Origin of the sequence: Synechococcus sp. PCC 7335, from assembly GCF_000155595.1 — a bacterium.
Classification (GTDB): Bacteria; Cyanobacteriota; Cyanobacteriia; order Phormidesmidales; family Phormidesmidaceae; genus Phormidesmis.
This window is the reverse complement of record NZ_DS989904.1, coordinates 564760-580771: the sequence shown is the minus strand read 5'-3', so window position 1 is coordinate 580771 and position 16012 is coordinate 564760. Positions and strand designations below refer to the sequence as shown.

Sequence of the window (16012 nt, the reverse complement as noted above, 5' to 3'; positions counted from 1 at the left end):
GCTGTAATTTGCGCTGTTGGCGATGACGTTATCTGTTTGGTTGTCTACTGGTCTTTAGTCGTATCTTTGGTCGTAAGGTCTTAGCTAGCTAAACCAGTGCGCTTGTTAGCCGCTGTCCATACGTCTGAAATCTATACGTCTGGAAATAGCGTAATAGTGTCGTCTGGCGCGAGGGTAACAGTTGCCCGCTTGTAGGCAGCACGATGGCCAATAAACTGACCGACTCGGCGTTTCTTACGCGGTGGATTTTGAGTACTGATTCCAACAACGCTGACGTCAAAGAGCTGCTCAATAGCATCCTTGATCTGGGGCTTTGTTGCTTTGGGAGCAACTTCAAAAGTGTACTGGTTGTTTTCGAGTGCAATGGTAGCTTTCTCTGTAATCAGCGGCTTGCGAATAATATCTGGCATCTCGCGCGCTTCGTATCGTTTACTCACCGTATACCTCCTGAATCTTTTCGAGGGCAGACTCTGTCACTACTAAACTGTCTGCGTGCAGAATGTCGTAGATGTTTAGGTTGGTTGCATCGATCATTCGAACATTTGGCACGTTGCGTAGCGAAAGGTAGACGTTGTCGTTTCTTTCGCTGAAGACCATGAGAACTTTGGCAGACGCGTCAATTTCCCACCTAGTTAGAGCAGCCAAAGCTTCTTTAGTTTTAGGTTGGGTTAACTCTGCGGCGAAATCTTTGACTACGGTCATTTCGTTGGCACGACTTTGAAACGCGGTTCGAAGGGCAAGGCGTCGCTCCTTGCGATTCATTTTGGTTGTGTAATCGCGAGGTTTAGGACCAAATATCACACCGCCGCCTCTCCATAGCGGAGAGCGAATAGAACCAGCACGGGCCCGGCCTGTTCCCTTCTGTCTCCAAGGCTTTCGACCGCCTCCGCGGACTTCGGCGCGAGTTTTAGTAGAAGCAGTCCCTTGACGACCGTTGTTAATTTGTCTAACCAGCGCCCGGTGAACAATGTGCGAAGCGTTTTCTTCGCTGGCAACTTTTAGCTCTAGGCTTACTGAGCCCGCTTCTTCGCCCTGCCAATTTTTAACTACACAATCAACCATGATGTTCCTTTGAGCCTTTCGAGTCCTGCGACTTGCGATTTTGCGTCTATTGCCCTGTGATTTTGATTTTGTATGCTACTGACCAATAGCCTAGTGGCTTATACTTCTTGCTTCCTAGCCTTGACCAACCTAGCCTTGACCAACAATGTTTGCAGGTGTGATATTGAGCAAAGTACCAGCTTTACCAGGTACACCCCCTTTCACTAGCAGTAGGTTGCGATCGCTATCCACTCTGACGACGCTCAGCTTGCGAATAGTGACTTTCTCGCTTCCCATGCGGCCAGCCATTTTCTTACCGGGATATACGCGTCCAGGGGTGGTACCTGCCCCAGTCGAACCTGGGGCTCTGTGGTTCTTAGAACCGTGAGACATCGGTCCCCGGCGAAAGTTATTGCGCTTTTGGTTTCCCGCAAATCCTTTACCGATACTAATGCCACTAACGTCAATCGTCTGACCGGCTTCAAATCGATCTGCTGCCAGGGCTTGGCCTAACTCAAATTCACCGGTATCACTGACGCGATACTCGCGTAGGTGACGAAGGGGAGAAGCACCTGATTTCTTCAAATGACCAAGCTTTGGCCGATTTAATGCTTTCTCTTTGACTTCTCCATAGCCAATCTGTACAGACGAGTAGCCGTCTGTCTTCTCTGTCTTTATCTGCGTAACAACGCAGGGGCCAGCTTGAATGACAGTCACTGGAATTGCGTTTCCAGTTTCATCAAACACCTGGGTCATACCAAGTTTGGTACCAAGAATACCGACAGACACTAATCCCGTCTCCGCTTCACGTTGACACAACACAACCAGGCATTAGCAGCGCACAATCAGGCACAGACATCTGAAGTCACAGAAGATCAAATACCGAACTATCTATGCTCTGCTCAACCACACTGGAAAACAGTCGATAGGGCTCCTTGCTAAAGACTTTACTTAAAGTCTAGGAATCTTTAGCCTGCCTTATCTTTTCGCCTTGGACTGGGAGGATTTAGTACAGCTATAAGCAATGTACAAAGACCTTATTCCTTGAAGGTGCTATCAGTACAAATTACTTCGTCTGCAGTAGCTTTCCTCTAGTATCCGTTTTTAGGCGACAGCTTCTAACTATACACGCTTTTAGTGCAATGTTCAGCACTTCTCGAGAAAATAGTTTGTCGAGGATGAGGAAAAAGACCTCGATGCTTTGCGAATTTTCTCACTAAGCGATTTGAACTAAGCGATTCGTATGACCACCCAACATCCTGCCTACGCCTATGCAAGCCTTGTCGCTATTGGATTTGATTATTCGGTATTTATCTCTACGTCAAAGCATCTGTATATGACTAGCTGTATGTGTGACTTGTGGCCACTACTTGCATGAAAATATGCGCAAGTTGCATGAAAATATGCGCAAGACAGTCAGCGGAGAGTGCATTTTCTAGAACTCTAGTTATGACGTAATATGTTCTGTAACTTAACTTCCTCTACCTTCATCCCTATGGCACTGATCGCATTTAACAAATTTACGAGCGACCTTGAAAAGGCTGGTGCGTTGGGTGTGCGGATGCCATTAGAGGGAGGGCATGAGGGTCGCTATCGTCGGCGTGTCCGGTCTGCTGGCTATGAATGCGTCTACATGACGGCTAGAGGGATGGGCGATCTATCCGCCTTCTTGCTAGATGTGCACGGTGTGCGACCTCCGCACTTGGGTAAAAAGAATATGGATGATTCGGCAACAGGCGATCGCTACTATCTACCGCCTGTTGTCAATTATCGTTTGCAGTCCATCTCTCCTAAGTCAAAGGGACTACTGCTTTGGCTAATCGAAGGACACATTCTTTCCAATCAAGAAATTGAGTTTCTCGTGGCGCTACCCTCTCTCGAGCCACGGGTGAAAGTGGTTCTAGAAATCGGTGGTGAACGCCGGATGAGCTGGTTCCCTTTAAAAGAGGCTGTAGCTGCCTAGATCGTCGGCTTAAAGGGCAACTCTAGTAAGGTTAGTAGTGAAGTTAGCTCAATTGCGTATAGCTATGTTTGCTAATAGCTGCTGATAGCTATGTCTGATAAGCTAACGGCGCAATGTTCTTAGAGCCCGGTTCCGCCTATTCTTACTCCTGTTGAGTCATTACTCCATAGCTGCTGGTTCAAGTTGATCTGTGGCGCTAGCTACCAAGACTTGCCAGCAGTCAGGAACTTAGCACTAGCCTATGCTTTGGCTGGTGCTGACTGTATTGATATGGCCGCTGATCCGGCTGTTGTCTCGGCGGCTAAAGAAGGGTTAGCGATTGCTAAGAGACTGGCTGAAAGTGCTGATGGCCAATGGCAAAGACCTGGTTACCGCTCGCCTCTGGTGATGGTAAGTATGAGCGCAGGAGAGGACCCGCACTTTCGAAAGGCTTGGTTTGATGCGAATATTTGTCCGACCGACTGTAGCCGACCTTGCGAAAAGATCTGCCCAGCAGCGGCGATCGCGTTCGAGCCTAAAGAGTCTGGTGTCATCAGCGATCGCTGCTACGGGTGTGGGCGATGTCTGCCCGTCTGTCCGTACGGACTGATCGAAGCTAAATCGCAGCCAACCTCTTTAGATGCGATCGCCCAAGAAGTCCTTACCCAGGCTGACGCTCTAGAAATTCATACTCATGTTGGGCAGCAGCATGCTTTCGCTAATCTTTGGCGAGCTATCAAGCCCTGGACTGAGCATCTTCAACTGATTTCTATTAGCTGCCCTGACGGAGAGAATCTAATCTCTTATCTAAAGGAGTTGCAACAGATCATAGGCGCTGACCCTAATTCTGCTTCCGAAAATTCTGATACTAAGACTATTTTGATTTGGCAAACGGACGGTCGACCAATGAGTGGAGATATTGGCCGGGGTACAACTCACGCTGCCATTCGACTGGCACAGAAGGTATTAGCAGCAGAGCTATCAGGCTATGTGCAACCAGCCGGTGGGACTAATCAGTACACCGTCACTAAGCTGCGTGCATTAGGTCTGTTGCCGTCGCTAGACACAAACCTTGTAGCTACGCATACTGTTTCTGGAATCGCCTACGGCAGCTTTGCCCGGCGTTTATTAATGTCAGTTTTAGAGCAAAACCATTATCTTGAAGAAGTGCCCCATGCACTGCAGACAGCTGTAACACTTGCTGAATCTCTGGTCACGCCCTTGAAGCAAGTGGCTATTGGTCGATCCCAAGCTCAATAGTTTGATGTCTTAGATAATACATATTGTCAGTTGATTGACTGGTGGAATGTATTTGGCTGATTAAAGGCATCAAGGATGCTCGCTCAGCTGCTGCGTTTGTCTCTCGTTTGAAAACACTCCTATATGGCAAGTCTTAACGAAAATTTGTCTGAAAGTAGCGCTTCAGTAGAGCCTGCTGAACTATCCGTCCGTGAGCCTGCCACTAGTAAGCTCTCAAAATCAGCTTATTCGAAGCCTCAAGCTGTAACCGATGACCTGCCTCAGCTATTGGAAATCTTGCCTGCATACATCCGAGATCAATTAGAGAGTCACTCTCGGCGCGATCATCTCATCGAAGTTGTTCTAGACTTGGGCCGCCAGCCTGAAGCTCGATTCCCAGACGCTGTACAGTATCTCTCTGAGGCGCCAGTTTCTAAAGCTGACTTGCAGCACTGCATTGATCGTGTAGGACATTTTGGCGGCGACAATCGAGCTGGTCTAGAAGAAACCCTCCATCGCATCAGTGCTATGCGCAATCGCAAAGGCGATGTGATTGGGTTGACTTGCCGGGTCGGCAGAGCTGTGTTCGGCACGATCACGATGATTCGCGATCTCGTTGAGACTGGCAATTCAATTTTGATGCTGGGCCGCCCAGGCGTGGGAAAAACAACTGCTCTTCGAGAGATTGCCCGGGTTCTAGCGGACGATCTAATGAAGCGGGTGGTTATCATTGATACGTCTAATGAGATCGCTGGAGACGGCGATATTCCTCATCCTGCTATTGGCCGGGCTCGGCGAATGCAGGTATCTCATCCCGAAAAGCAGCATCAGGTGATGATTGAGGCAGTAGAAAATCACATGCCAGAAGTGATTGTAATCGATGAAATTGGTACAGAACTAGAAGCGTTGGCCGCGCGAACAATTGCGGAGCGAGGTGTACAGCTAGTAGGGACTGCTCATGGGAATCGCCTCGAAAACCTAATCAAAAATCCAACGCTTTCTGACTTAGTAGGCGGTATCCAGTCGGTCACTCTAGGAGATGATGAAGCTCGCCGTCGGGGTAGTCAGAAGAGTGTGCTAGAGCGCAAAGCACCGCCCACGTTTGATATTGCCGTAGAGATGCTAGAGAGACAGCGCTGGGTTGTGCACGAGGATGTCTCAAGTACAGTGGACTTTATCTTGAGAGGACAAGTGCCTGGGCAGCAGGTCAGATCGATCAACGCTGAAGACCAGGTAGTAATCACTAACGAGATGCCAAGCGAATCTTCTTTGGCAACAGCGGCGTTGAAATCAGATCGGCGTGGCAGACTGAAATCTGGTAGTCTCCGGGCTCAGCCTAGCCCTAGTGGCTGGCGAACAACTGGCAAGATGTCGCCAGTAGGGACAACGCGAGTTGAGCCATTGGGCTCTGATGTCTTTGGTAAGTCAAGCTACCTGTCGCCTACTACCAATCCTTCAATCAGCGATAAGCCCCTGACCAACAATCGGCCTTTGACTAATGACTGGAGCGTTGAGCAAATGAATGCTCAACGCCGATTTCAGTCTCTGTTGGACGATTCTTTGCACCAACTGCCTATTCCCTCAGATCGGTTGGCTCAGGTAGTGGGAGATGATTTCTACGAGGTCGGCGAAGATGATGTTACTCGCGTCTACGCATATGGAATTAGCCGGCAGCAGTTAGACCATGTGGTGCGAACATTGGATTTGCCGGTGAAGTTCACCAAAGAGCTGGCATCGGCTGATGCAGTACTAGCCCTACGATCGCACATTCGTAATCATTCTAAGCTCAAGCAAGTTGCCAAAGCGCGCCAGCTGCCGGTGTATACAGTCAAATCAAATAGTATCCCGCAGATCACGCGATCGCTCCGTCGGCTGCTCGATCTAGACGATGATGGCGAAATGGCTGAAGGGGTTAATCTCGATCTGTTTGCCCAGAATGGTGCAGATGACGAGCTAGAAGCATTAGAAGAAGCCAGACTAGCCGTCGAACAGATTGTGATCCCTAAGAGTCAACCCGTTGAGCTATTGCCGCGATCACCCAAAATTCGCAAAATGCAGCATGAATTAGCTGAGCACTATCGCTTGAAATCACTAAGCTTTGGAGATGAGCCTAATCGTCGCTTAAGAATCTATCCAGCTTGATCCCGATCTCCTGCTCGAGCGATTTCTAACCTCTATCCTAGGGACTATCATCACCGCACCCGTCAGAGTAGGATGTTACATAATGTTCACTTTTTCAGCGGGTGTGGCCTGCTTGCGTGACCTCGCTGTAATTGCTCATCCCCACGAATAACCCTATGAGAAACTTACTGTCTCGAATACTTGCCTTGATGCTAGTCGCTGTGATTGGCTTGACTGGTTGTAGCGCAGTAGGATCTACCGATGGCCTGACTGGTAACTATACCGAAGATACCACCGCGCTGATCGAAACGCTTAGAGAATCTATTGCCTTACCCAAAGATGCTCCTAACCAAGCACAGCTTCAAGACGAAGCTAAAGCTAAGATCAATGGCTTTGCTTCTCGCTATCGCCGCAACGGTTCTGTCTCCAATCTAAGTTCATTCGCCACTATGCGCACCGCCTTAAATGCCCTCGCAGGACACTATAGTTCTTATCCTAACCGCCCTGTTCCGCAGAAGTTGCAAGACAGGCTAGAGCAGGAGTTTCGTCAGGTAGAAGCGGCACTTCGTAGAGGTGCGTGAGAAGCCCAGTTCACCGCATTTTTTCACAACACCTGACTCACAACACCCAACTCAATTATCTTTAGTGGAAGGCACCTAGCCAGTTAGTTTTTAGGCTAAGGTGTCTTCGGCTTTTTATGGTTTTTTATTCAGATGTCTTCAATTCAGAAACAATGTTCTCAACCCGAAAGCCGGTGCCCTACTTCGTAGCTTGATATGAGTTGAGCATAGTTGAAAAGCCCCCTTTATCCCTAGAAGTCTGAGATTGTGTTGTCGGATGCTGATTTCTCTGATAGGATTGCAAATCTGTAGTAAATAAGAAAAATAGGACATGAAAGTCCGCGCATCTGTTCGAAAAATGTGTGAGAAATGCCGAGTTATCCGCCGTCGAGGCCGGGTAATGGTCATTTGCTCCAACCCTAAGCACAAACAGCGTCAAGGTTGAAATTAGTGTGAAATAGCCAGCATCGCCGTAAGCTTTAGATCGGCTCGGCGAATTTAGCTGAAGTAGCCAAATGGAATCTATTGGTGACCAGTACGACTACTGGAGCAGCCAATAGATTTTCGAGTGATAATTAAAGTTTACTTTGCTGAGATACAACGATTTGTCGGTGTTTTTCTGTACTGAGATTGCCGGCATGTAAATAGAGGGAGAAATAATCGGTGGCACGGATTGCGGGCGTTGACCTGCCAAGAGACAAGCGAATTGAAATCGGCTTGACCTACATCTATGGTGTGGGCCTTAGTCGTTCTCAAGAAATTCTCGAAAAAACGGGTGTAGATCCCAATATTCGAGTCAAAGATTTAGCTGATGCAGATGTCATCAAGTTAAGAGAAACCGTTGAAGGCGACTATCTGATCGAAGGAGATCTTCGTCGTCAGGTAAATATGAACATCAAGCGATTGATGGACATTGGTTGCTATCGAGGTCGGCGTCACCGTATGGGTCTGCCCGTTCGAGGTCAGCGCACACGTACCAATAGTCGCACTCGGCGTTCTGGTAAGCGCACGATTGCTGGCAAGAAGAAGCCACCGCGTAAGTAACGGTAGCAAGTTTGGGACATAGCTGCTGCGATATGCGCGCACTGAAACGGTCTATGCACTGAAACGGTCCATACAGATGTCTTGTAGACAACTTAGCTTCAGTCCGTATTTTCGAGTGTCCTTGTAGAGGAATGCCCCGCTAGCTTGGAAAAGCGAGCATTCAGGTTTTGTATCATCATGCTGATTCGCTTATGCCTCACCAGCTTTACAGCTAAACAGCAAAGTAGATAGCCATTAGACCTAGCTATTAGATCATTAGCCCTTCTGCAAGTTCACTAGCAAACCTCCTGATTCAAATCATTCAGTCCAAAGAACACCTCACCTAGTTAAACATGGCAAAACCTATTCGTAAGACAGGCCCCCGTAAGCAGAAGAAAAATATTCCTAACGGGGTTGCCCATATTCAATCCACTTTTAATAACACCATTGTGACCATCACTGATGCGAGCGGTAACGCGGTTTCTTGGGCGTCAGCAGGATCTAGTGGCTTCAAGGGCGCAAAGAAAGGAACCCCTTTCGCAGCGCAAACAGCGGCTGATGGTGCAGCACGGCGAGCAATCGATCAAGGTATGCGCCAGTGTGAAGTGCAGGTGAGCGGTCCTGGATCTGGTCGTGAAACAGCGATTAGAGCCCTGCAAGGAGCTGGTTTAGAGATCACTTTGATCCGTGATGTTACGCCTATTCCACACAACGGCTGTCGTCCACCCAAGCGTCGTCGCGTGTAGGTTGCGTGTTCATTGTCAAGAGGGACGTATGCCAATAGGACGTAAAAACCGCTTCAAATAGGGCAAAGTGTTTAAGCCCAGCGGATTTAAGAACCATAGAGACTACTATGTGTAGCCCCAGGGGCTGTTTGTTTAGGCCAAGTGCGGCTATTTGAATTCACCAGAGGTTATGAATGGCACAGTTTCAAGTTAATTGTGTAGAGTCTATTATTGAAGACGATCAAAGTCAGTTTAGCCGATTTGTAATTGAACCCCTAGGCCGTAGTCAAGGAACGACTGTCGGTAATGCTCTGCGGCGCGTATTACTCTCTAATCTAGAAGGAACAGCAGTTACCTCAGTAAGAATTGCTGGTGCCAGCCATGAATTTTCAACGATTCCAGGCGTCCGAGAAGATGTCTTGGATATCTTGCTAAACATGAAAGAGACTGTGCTAAAGAGCTACTCAGCTCAGCCTCAAATTGGTCGCTTGGTAGTCCAAGGCCCAGCTAAGGTCACAGCTGCTAACTTTGATTTGCCTTCTGAGGTCGAGCTGATAAGCACAGATCGCTATATCGCTTCTGTTGCCGCTGGCCACAAGCTAGAGATGGAATTTCGGATCGAGCGGGGTAAAGGCTACAAAGCGATTGATCGCAGCCGCGAGGAGACTGGTGGCGTAGAGTTTATGCAGATCGATGCTGTCTTTATGCCTGTGCGTAAGGTGAATTACAGCGTCGAAAACTTCATCGATCCTGAGGGATTTCCTAAGGACCGTTTGGTGATGGAGATTTGGACGAATGGCAGTTTGACCGCTCAGCAGGCGATGAGCGAAGCGGCAGCTTTGCTTGTGGACATGTTCAACCCGCTCAAGGATGTCACGCTTGAGCCGAAACGGGATGAAGATACCAAGGAAGAAGACCCAACGTATCAAATTCCTATTGAGGAGCTGCAGCTCTCGGTGCGTGCATACAACTGTCTAAAGCGAGCGCAGATCAATGCTGTTTCTGACCTGCTGGACTACAGCCAGGAAGACCTGCTAGAGATTAAAAACTTTGGTCAGAAGTCGGCTGAAGAAGTCGTCGAGGCGCTTCAAATCCATCTAGGTATCATGCTGCCTTTGGAAAAGCCAGTCAAGACGGTTTAGATAACTTTAATGGGGCGCTTTGATAGAGCCCCATTGTTGTGTAATTTTTCATAATTCATAGTTTAGAAGAGGATAAGACAGATGCGACATGGTCGCCGTGTAGCAAAGCTGGGTAAGGCTGCTGACCAGCGTAAGGCATTGTTGCGATCGCTCACCACAGAGCTCATTCGCAATGGCCGCATCAAAACAACTGAGGTGCGAGCTAAAGCGGTTCGTTCTGAAGCAGAGCGGATGGTCACCTTAGCCAAAGACGGTTCTCTATCTGCGCGTCGCAGGGCACTAGGCTACATATATGACAAGCAGCTGGTGCATGCCTTGTTTGAGCAGGCTCCCGATCGGTACGCCGATCGCGACGGTGGCTATACTCGCATCGTACGAACAGTTAGCCGTCGAGGCGACAACGCTCGTATGGCAATCATTGAGCTAACCTGATTGAAGTTTGCCGATTGAACAGGCTTGAATGATGGATGCATCTGATAGCCGCGATTCGAAAGTTGCTCGGCAGCTACAAATGCTGCCAATAGAAAAAAGGGCTGCGCAGCGAGTCGCCTTGGTGATTCAGTACAAAGGGACCCATTTCCACGGATGGCAACGACAGAAAAATGCAAAACGGACTGTTCAAGCTGAGATAGAAAGCGTAATTGCGTCCGTTCTGGGTAGAAAGCCAGCGTTAGTGGGCGCGGGGAGAACAGATGCAGGTGTCCACGCCGCCGCTCAAGTCGCTCATTTCGCCGCGCCTATCGTTATCCCAGCAGAGCGATGGGCCATTATCCTTAATGATCGCTTAGGTGACGATATTGTCGTTAGAGCTTCGACAAGGGTAGCAAGCGACTGGCATGCTCAATTTTCTGCTAACTGGCGACGCTATCGATACACCTTCTACACAAGCAAGTACCCCAACCTATTCGTTCAGCCTTATGTCTGGCACTATTATCGCCAGCGATTGGATGAAAACCTAATGCTAGCTGCATTGCAGCCTATGATGGGCTATCATAACTTGCTAGCGTTTCACCGTACAGGTTCTGATCGTACGCACTCTTGGGTAGAGCTACAGGATGTGCAATGCACCCGCTCAGGAGACTTTGTTCGGATAGAGCTTCAAGCAAAAGGTTTTTTGTATGGAATGGTTCGCCTGATAATGGGCTTGATCGTCCAAGTAGGTGAACGGCGACTCTCTCCAAAAGAATTTACGGCTATTTGGCAAAAGCGACGCCGTGATTTGGTAAAATATAGTGCTCCACCTCAGGGCTTATGTCTTTTGCGAGTCGGGTACTCGACTTTTCCCTTTGAGCAAGGGGCTTGGGTAGATACTCAGCCTCAATTTCAGCTCCCTTCTAACTTTCCACTTACAACGATTTAGAACGCCCACGGTACACATTATGTCCACGAAAACTACCCTTACTCCTGTTAAAGAAATCGAGCGCGATTGGTATGTGGTAGATGCCGCTGATCAGCGCTTAGGGCGATTAGCTACTGAGGTTGCGCAAGTACTTCGTGGCAAGAAGAAGCCAAACTATGCACCCCATATGGACACTGGTGATTTTGTTGTCGTCGTCAATGCAGACAAGGTTGTGGTGACTGGGAAGAAGAGTGAGCAAAAGCTGTATCGTCGCCACTCCGGTCGCCCCGGTGGAATGAAAACTGAAACCTTTAATCAACTGCAAGCTCGTATTCCAGAGCGTATCGTTGAAAAAGCTGTCAAAGGAATGCTGCCTAAGAATGCGCTGGGTCGTAAGCTATTCACAAAGCTGAAAGTCTATGCTGGCCCTGACCATCCCCATACCGCTCAAAGCCCTCAAACTTTAACTGTCAACACTACTGGAGCTAATTAACCCATGCCAGACCAATCTGATCGCGCTGTATACTGGGGTACTGGTCGCCGCAAGTCCTCAGTCGCAAGGGTTCGCCTGGTCCCTGGCAATGGCACCTTGACTATTAACAAGAAGGCTGGCGAAGACTATCTGCAAGCTAATGCTGCTTATCTCACGGCTGCTAAAGCACCTTTAGAGACATTGGGCCTAGAAGGTGAATATGACATCCTCGTCAACGTACGTGGTGGCGGCCTTACTGGTCAAGCCGACTCTATTAAGCTAGGAGTTGCCCGCGCACTTTGCATGTTAGATCCAGATAACCGGATGCCTCTAAAGACTGAGGGCTATCTTACCCGCGATCCTCGTCAGAAGGAACGGAAGAAGTATGGCCTAAAGAAGGCGCGCAAAGCAGGTCAGTTCTCGAAGCGTTAATTTCTACTTCACTTCTAACAAACAACATTTTTCTAGAACAATGCCAAAAGCTGATATCCATCCTAAGTGGTACCCCGAAGCAAAAGTATTTTGCAACGGCAAAGAAGTCATGACGGTAGGCTCTACTAAGCCTGAGCTGAACATCGATGTATGGTCTGGTAACCACCCTTTCTATACTGGTACTCAAAAGATTATTGATACCGAAGGTCGAGTGGAACGATTCTTGCGTAAGTACGGAATGTCTAGCGAATCCGAGGCTACAGAAACAACTGAAGGCGACGCTGAAGCTTAGCGTTCTTAAGTTTTTATATTTCCGAGCGATCGCACCTCAGCTATGTCCTGAGTCTAGATTGCTCGGATATTTTTTTGCAACTTAGTCTCTAGCCCTAATTTTTGCTCAGTCTACTCTAGAATCACCTCTAAAATCACTCCGTTTGACGACTAACGCTATGGCTGAATCTTATTTATTACAAAAGTTAGAGTCGGTAGAGGAGACGTTTGGAGAACTCACCCGACGAATGGCCGACCCGGATGTTGCCAAAGATCCAGATGAGTTTCAAAAGATCGCCAAGATGCGAGCCTCGCTTGAAGAAACTGTACAAACCTACCATCAGTGGCAAGAGACTGACGGAGAACTTGCGGGTGCTAGAGAAGTTTACAAAGAAGCTGCCAGCGATTCTGAGATGAAGGAGATGGCAGCGATGGAAGTCACTGAGCTAGAGGAGTCTTTGGCAGCTTTGGAAAAGCGGCTGAAGATTTTATTACTGCCCCGCGATCCCAACGACGATAAGAACATCATGTTAGAGATTCGTGCCGGTACTGGTGGTGATGAAGCCGGTATCTGGGCAGGGGATTTGCTGCGATTATACAGCCGATATGCCGAAGGCCAGGGCTGGAAAGCGAATCTACTCAGCGAGTCACGGGCTGATATGGGTGGCGTGAAGGAAGCCATTGTGGAGATTCAGGGGAATCAGGTCTACAGCAAGCTGAAGTTTGAGTCGGGTGTGCATCGGGTGCAGCGCGTGCCGTTGACAGAGTCGGGCGGACGAGTGCATACCTCTACAGCGACCGTGGCAGTGATGCCGGAGGTAGATGATGTAGAGATTCATATCGATCCGAAAGAGATCGTGATGACGACAGCGCGCTCTGGCGGTGCGGGTGGTCAGAATGTGAACAAGGTAGAGACGGCGGTTGATTTAATTCATAAGCCGACTGGGATTCGGGTGTTTTGTACGGAAGAGCGATCGCAGCTGCAAAACAGAGAACGTGCTATGCAAATCTTGCGAGCCAAGCTGTACGAAATGAAGCTACAAGAGCAAAAAGACGAAATCAGCTCCATGCGAAAGTCTCAAGTCGGCTCTGGTTCTCGCTCTGAGAAAATTCGCACCTACAACTACAAAGACAATCGAGTGACTGACCACCGACTCAATCAGAACTTTTCGCTGCCTGCTGTGTTAGAAGGCGATATTGAAACTGTCGTTCAAACCTGTATTTCGCAAGATCAGCAAGAGCGCCTGGAAGAATTAGCGGCTTCTACGACTGAAGCCGTGTAGTAGATCTTCTGAGAGATACGCGCGAAGGGCTTTCTGCTACGATATTCATAGTACAAACATGCTATTTGATCTAAGTGCTGGCCGATGAGCTCTTCTCCATCAAAGATATTCGACGGTAAGCTGTCAGTTCACTATGGCCAAGCGTACGTGTTCGCGGGTGATATTGGTGAGTGGGATGGTGATATAGCTGATTGCCTGATTAACCAAGAAAATGGCCTTTGTGGTACGGCCACTCCTAGAATAATTTTCCTTCACACGGGTCTGCATACGGGAGACGTTTGGCTAAGTGTTGAAGTTTTAAATGCGCAGCCGAATGACACAGCTGACTGGGAAGATGTTGTAGAAGCACCTTTTTATGTTGATGAAATTGCGGCGAACGAAGGGGTTCATTTGCAAGACTGGTATGGTGAGTGTGTTTGTTGCATTCCGCTTGTGTCTGGCCCGTATCGTGTGCGTTACTGTGCTCGAAGTATGGATGAAGGACGCAATGTCGATACGCTCGTAGATGAGGAGCCGGTTGATTTCTATAAGTTATCATTCTGGCCAGCAGAGCTAGCTCCAGATGAAATCATCAAGCAACGCTCTTCCGATGCGGCCTATTGGCACCAAACGGCAAAGGTTTGGACAGCCCGTGAGCAGAACGTAGTATGGCCGGAGTTTCTTCGGCCAGAGTTTGCTAGCCTATCTGTAGAAGAGATTGCCACTGAAGTCATGAAGTCTCAGCCTGATCGTATATTTCAGGTCGAAGATATTGTTTGTAGCGCTTTGACTAAAGCGCTGGAAGAATCTGACTTGAGAGCAGCGTGCCGTCAGTTTCGCCAACCGTTGATTGAGGGGCAGAGAGTGGGAAAGTGGTACGGACGTTATATTTATAGCGATAAATTCTATAGTCTCTCGTCGGACGCTCTTACTAATTCTCCTTGTGTAAAGGAGTAGTGGTTGGAGTAGAGACCCACGAAATACGAAAAGCACGATTTATAGATGTTTTGATCAACCGCGCCTATGGCTAAGTTTTTGCATGTGTCCGATATTCATCTCGGGTTTGATCGCTACGACAGCAAACCAAGAACCCTAGATTTTTTCTACTCGTTCAAGGACGTTCTAGAGAAATATGCGGTGGGCGAGCGGGTAGATTTTGTGATCATCGGCGGCGATCTGTTTGAGCATCGCAATATCAAGCCGGCGATCTTGAATCAGGCACAACTCTGCTTTCAAGTCTTGAAGGATGCCAGTATTCCGGTGCTGGCAATCGAGGGTAATCACGATAATGCGCCCTATGGAACGAAGTCTAGCTGGCTACGCTACTTGTCCGATTGGGGATTGCTAAAGCTGCTGGAGCCTGGGGATGTGAACTCGGGTGAGCCCTTTTATTCACCTTGGGATGAAGAGCGGCAGCGGGGTGGATACATTGATTTAGACTGCGGCGTTCGGGTGCTGGGCTCTAGCTGGTATGGGGCAGCGGCGCCAAGGGCAATTGAGCAGATTGCAGCGGCGATGGATGAGCTGCCAGAGGCTGAGGGGCCGTCTGTATTGCTATTTCACCATGGACTAGAAGGGCAGATTGCCAGATATTCTGGGGCTTTGCGCTATAGCGAAGTGCTGCCGCTGAAGAAGGCAGGTGTGGATTATTTGGCGCTAGGTCACATTCACAAGAACTACTGCGAGGAGAATTGGATCTTCAATCCAGGCTCAATAGAGGCGAATAACGTTGAGGAAAGCCAGTTTGAGCGGGGGGCCTATCTAGTCGAGATTGACCAAGAAGGAACGATTAGGGCAGAGCTGAAGACGGATTATCATCAGCGGCCAATTGTCCGATTGCAGCAGAAGCTGCGCAGTCAAGATGCGATTGAATCGGTGGAAGAAGGCGCGATCGCTATCATCGAAAAAGCGATCAATTCGAAACAAATCATTCCCGATCAGCAACCCATCATAGAGCTACGCATTACTGGCACTGTGGGCTTTGATCGTCTCGAACTAGACACCAGTCAACTACAAAGGCAGCTTCAAGAACGCTGTAACGCGCTAATATTTTTGCTGCGCTATGACGTAGAAGAAGACGGCTATATCTCTCATGTATCAGAAGATGCTAGCCGTTCACAGGTAGAACAAGAAGTTTTTATCGATTTGCTCTGCGCCAATAGTCGCTACAAGAAGCAGGCCGAAACGCTAGCCCACGGCTTGATCGATTTGAAAACGAGACAGATGGAAGGTGAGAGTGAAGACAGTCTTTACTCACTGGTTGAAACCATTCTGGACTCGGACAGTTAGCAGCTGCCCTAATGCCATATGAAACTTGCTAGTCAATTTGCGCGCTGCCAGAAAATAGTTTTCGTTGATGGATCTATCTGTCTTAAGCGACTCAACAGCTGGGATAGTAGGTTGAGCCCGGTGCATTTTGTTGAGGTTTTGGGAGTGATGGGGCG

19 protein-coding genes are annotated in these 16012 nt (G+C 48.6%); 16 read left to right on the top strand and 3 right to left on the bottom strand.

Annotation, left to right across the window (positions count from 1 at the left end; genetic code table 11):
- Positions 1-131: 131 nt before the first annotated feature.
- The 3 genes from S7335_RS02580 to rplC all read right to left on the bottom strand — a co-directional run bounded on the left by S7335_RS02580 (position 132) and on the right by rplC (position 1830).
- Positions 132-437 (bottom strand): 50S ribosomal protein L23, encoded by a 306-nt coding sequence (locus S7335_RS02580; protein WP_071776900.1) that lies wholly within the window; start codon positions 435-437, stop codon positions 132-134.
- The gene (gene rplD / locus S7335_RS02575) at positions 430-1062 is read right to left on the bottom strand and encodes a 50S ribosomal protein L4 (protein ID WP_006453697.1); all 633 of its coding nucleotides are present in this window, start codon (positions 1060-1062) and stop codon (positions 430-432) included. The genes S7335_RS02580 and rplD overlap by 8 nt, the downstream gene beginning before the upstream one ends.
- Positions 1063-1191: 129 nt before the next feature.
- Complete coding sequence (rplC, locus tag S7335_RS02570; RefSeq protein WP_006454874.1) at positions 1192-1830, bottom strand: 50S ribosomal protein L3; 639 nt, start codon at positions 1828-1830, stop codon at positions 1192-1194.
- 706 nt (positions 1831-2536) lie between these two features.
- Between rplC and ndhN the strand changes: the two genes are divergently transcribed.
- The 16 genes from ndhN (at position 2537) to S7335_RS02495 (ending at position 15857) form a co-directional block, all read left to right on the top strand.
- A complete protein-coding gene (ndhN, locus tag S7335_RS02565; protein ID WP_006457216.1) occupies positions 2537-3004 on the top strand; it encodes an NAD(P)H-quinone oxidoreductase subunit N in 468 nt (155 codons plus the stop codon).
- Between the two features lie 138 nt (positions 3005-3142).
- Positions 3143-4243 (top strand): circadian clock protein LdpA, encoded by a 1101-nt coding sequence (ldpA, locus tag S7335_RS02560; RefSeq protein WP_038015489.1) that lies wholly within the window; start codon positions 3143-3145, stop codon positions 4241-4243.
- Positions 4244-4366: 123 nt separating this feature from the next.
- Complete coding sequence (locus S7335_RS02555) at positions 4367-6364, top strand: R3H domain-containing nucleic acid-binding protein (protein ID WP_006455914.1); 1998 nt, start codon at positions 4367-4369, stop codon at positions 6362-6364.
- 155 nt (positions 6365-6519) lie between these two features.
- Positions 6520-6924, top strand: coding sequence for a photosystem II protein Psb27 (gene psb27, locus S7335_RS02550; protein WP_006457555.1), 405 nt, complete (start codon positions 6520-6522; stop codon positions 6922-6924).
- A gap of 310 nt (positions 6925-7234) precedes the next feature.
- Positions 7235-7348, top strand: coding sequence for a 50S ribosomal protein L36 (rpmJ, locus tag S7335_RS26580; RefSeq protein ID WP_071776899.1), 114 nt, complete (start codon positions 7235-7237; stop codon positions 7346-7348).
- A gap of 218 nt (positions 7349-7566) precedes the next feature.
- Complete coding sequence (gene rpsM, locus S7335_RS02545) at positions 7567-7947, top strand: 30S ribosomal protein S13 (protein ID WP_006454555.1); 381 nt, start codon at positions 7567-7569, stop codon at positions 7945-7947.
- A 332-nt stretch (positions 7948-8279) separates the two neighbouring features.
- The gene (rpsK, locus tag S7335_RS02540; RefSeq protein WP_006455253.1) at positions 8280-8672 is read left to right on the top strand and encodes a 30S ribosomal protein S11; all 393 of its coding nucleotides are present in this window, start codon (positions 8280-8282) and stop codon (positions 8670-8672) included.
- Between the two features lie 173 nt (positions 8673-8845).
- A complete protein-coding gene (locus tag S7335_RS02535; RefSeq protein ID WP_006456731.1) occupies positions 8846-9793 on the top strand; it encodes a DNA-directed RNA polymerase subunit alpha in 948 nt (315 codons plus the stop codon).
- 81 nt (positions 9794-9874) lie between these two features.
- Positions 9875-10225: a 50S ribosomal protein L17 gene (gene rplQ, locus S7335_RS02530; RefSeq protein ID WP_006453419.1), complete on the top strand. Its 351-nt coding sequence runs from the start codon at positions 9875-9877 to the stop codon at positions 10223-10225.
- A gap of 79 nt (positions 10226-10304) precedes the next feature.
- A complete protein-coding gene (gene truA, locus S7335_RS02525) occupies positions 10305-11153 on the top strand; it encodes a tRNA pseudouridine(38-40) synthase TruA (protein WP_038016846.1) in 849 nt (282 codons plus the stop codon).
- Between the two features lie 19 nt (positions 11154-11172).
- Entirely contained in the window at positions 11173-11625 is a 453-nt protein-coding gene (gene rplM / locus S7335_RS02520; protein WP_006455937.1) for a 50S ribosomal protein L13, read from the top strand.
- A gap of 3 nt (positions 11626-11628) precedes the next feature.
- Entirely contained in the window at positions 11629-12036 is a 408-nt protein-coding gene (gene rpsI / locus S7335_RS02515) for a 30S ribosomal protein S9 (protein ID WP_006455840.1), read from the top strand.
- A 40-nt stretch (positions 12037-12076) separates the two neighbouring features.
- Entirely contained in the window at positions 12077-12328 is a 252-nt protein-coding gene (rpmE, locus tag S7335_RS02510; RefSeq protein WP_006455459.1) for a 50S ribosomal protein L31, read from the top strand.
- A gap of 157 nt (positions 12329-12485) precedes the next feature.
- Positions 12486-13589 (top strand): peptide chain release factor 1, encoded by a 1104-nt coding sequence (gene prfA, locus S7335_RS02505; protein ID WP_006456389.1) that lies wholly within the window; start codon positions 12486-12488, stop codon positions 13587-13589.
- Positions 13590-13673: 84 nt separating this feature from the next.
- The gene (locus S7335_RS25625; protein WP_006455315.1) at positions 13674-14525 is read left to right on the top strand and encodes a hypothetical protein; all 852 of its coding nucleotides are present in this window, start codon (positions 13674-13676) and stop codon (positions 14523-14525) included.
- 66 nt (positions 14526-14591) lie between these two features.
- Positions 14592-15857 (top strand): exonuclease SbcCD subunit D, encoded by a 1266-nt coding sequence (locus tag S7335_RS02495; RefSeq protein WP_006456956.1) that lies wholly within the window; start codon positions 14592-14594, stop codon positions 15855-15857.
- The last annotated feature ends 155 nt before the right edge of the window (positions 15858-16012 follow it).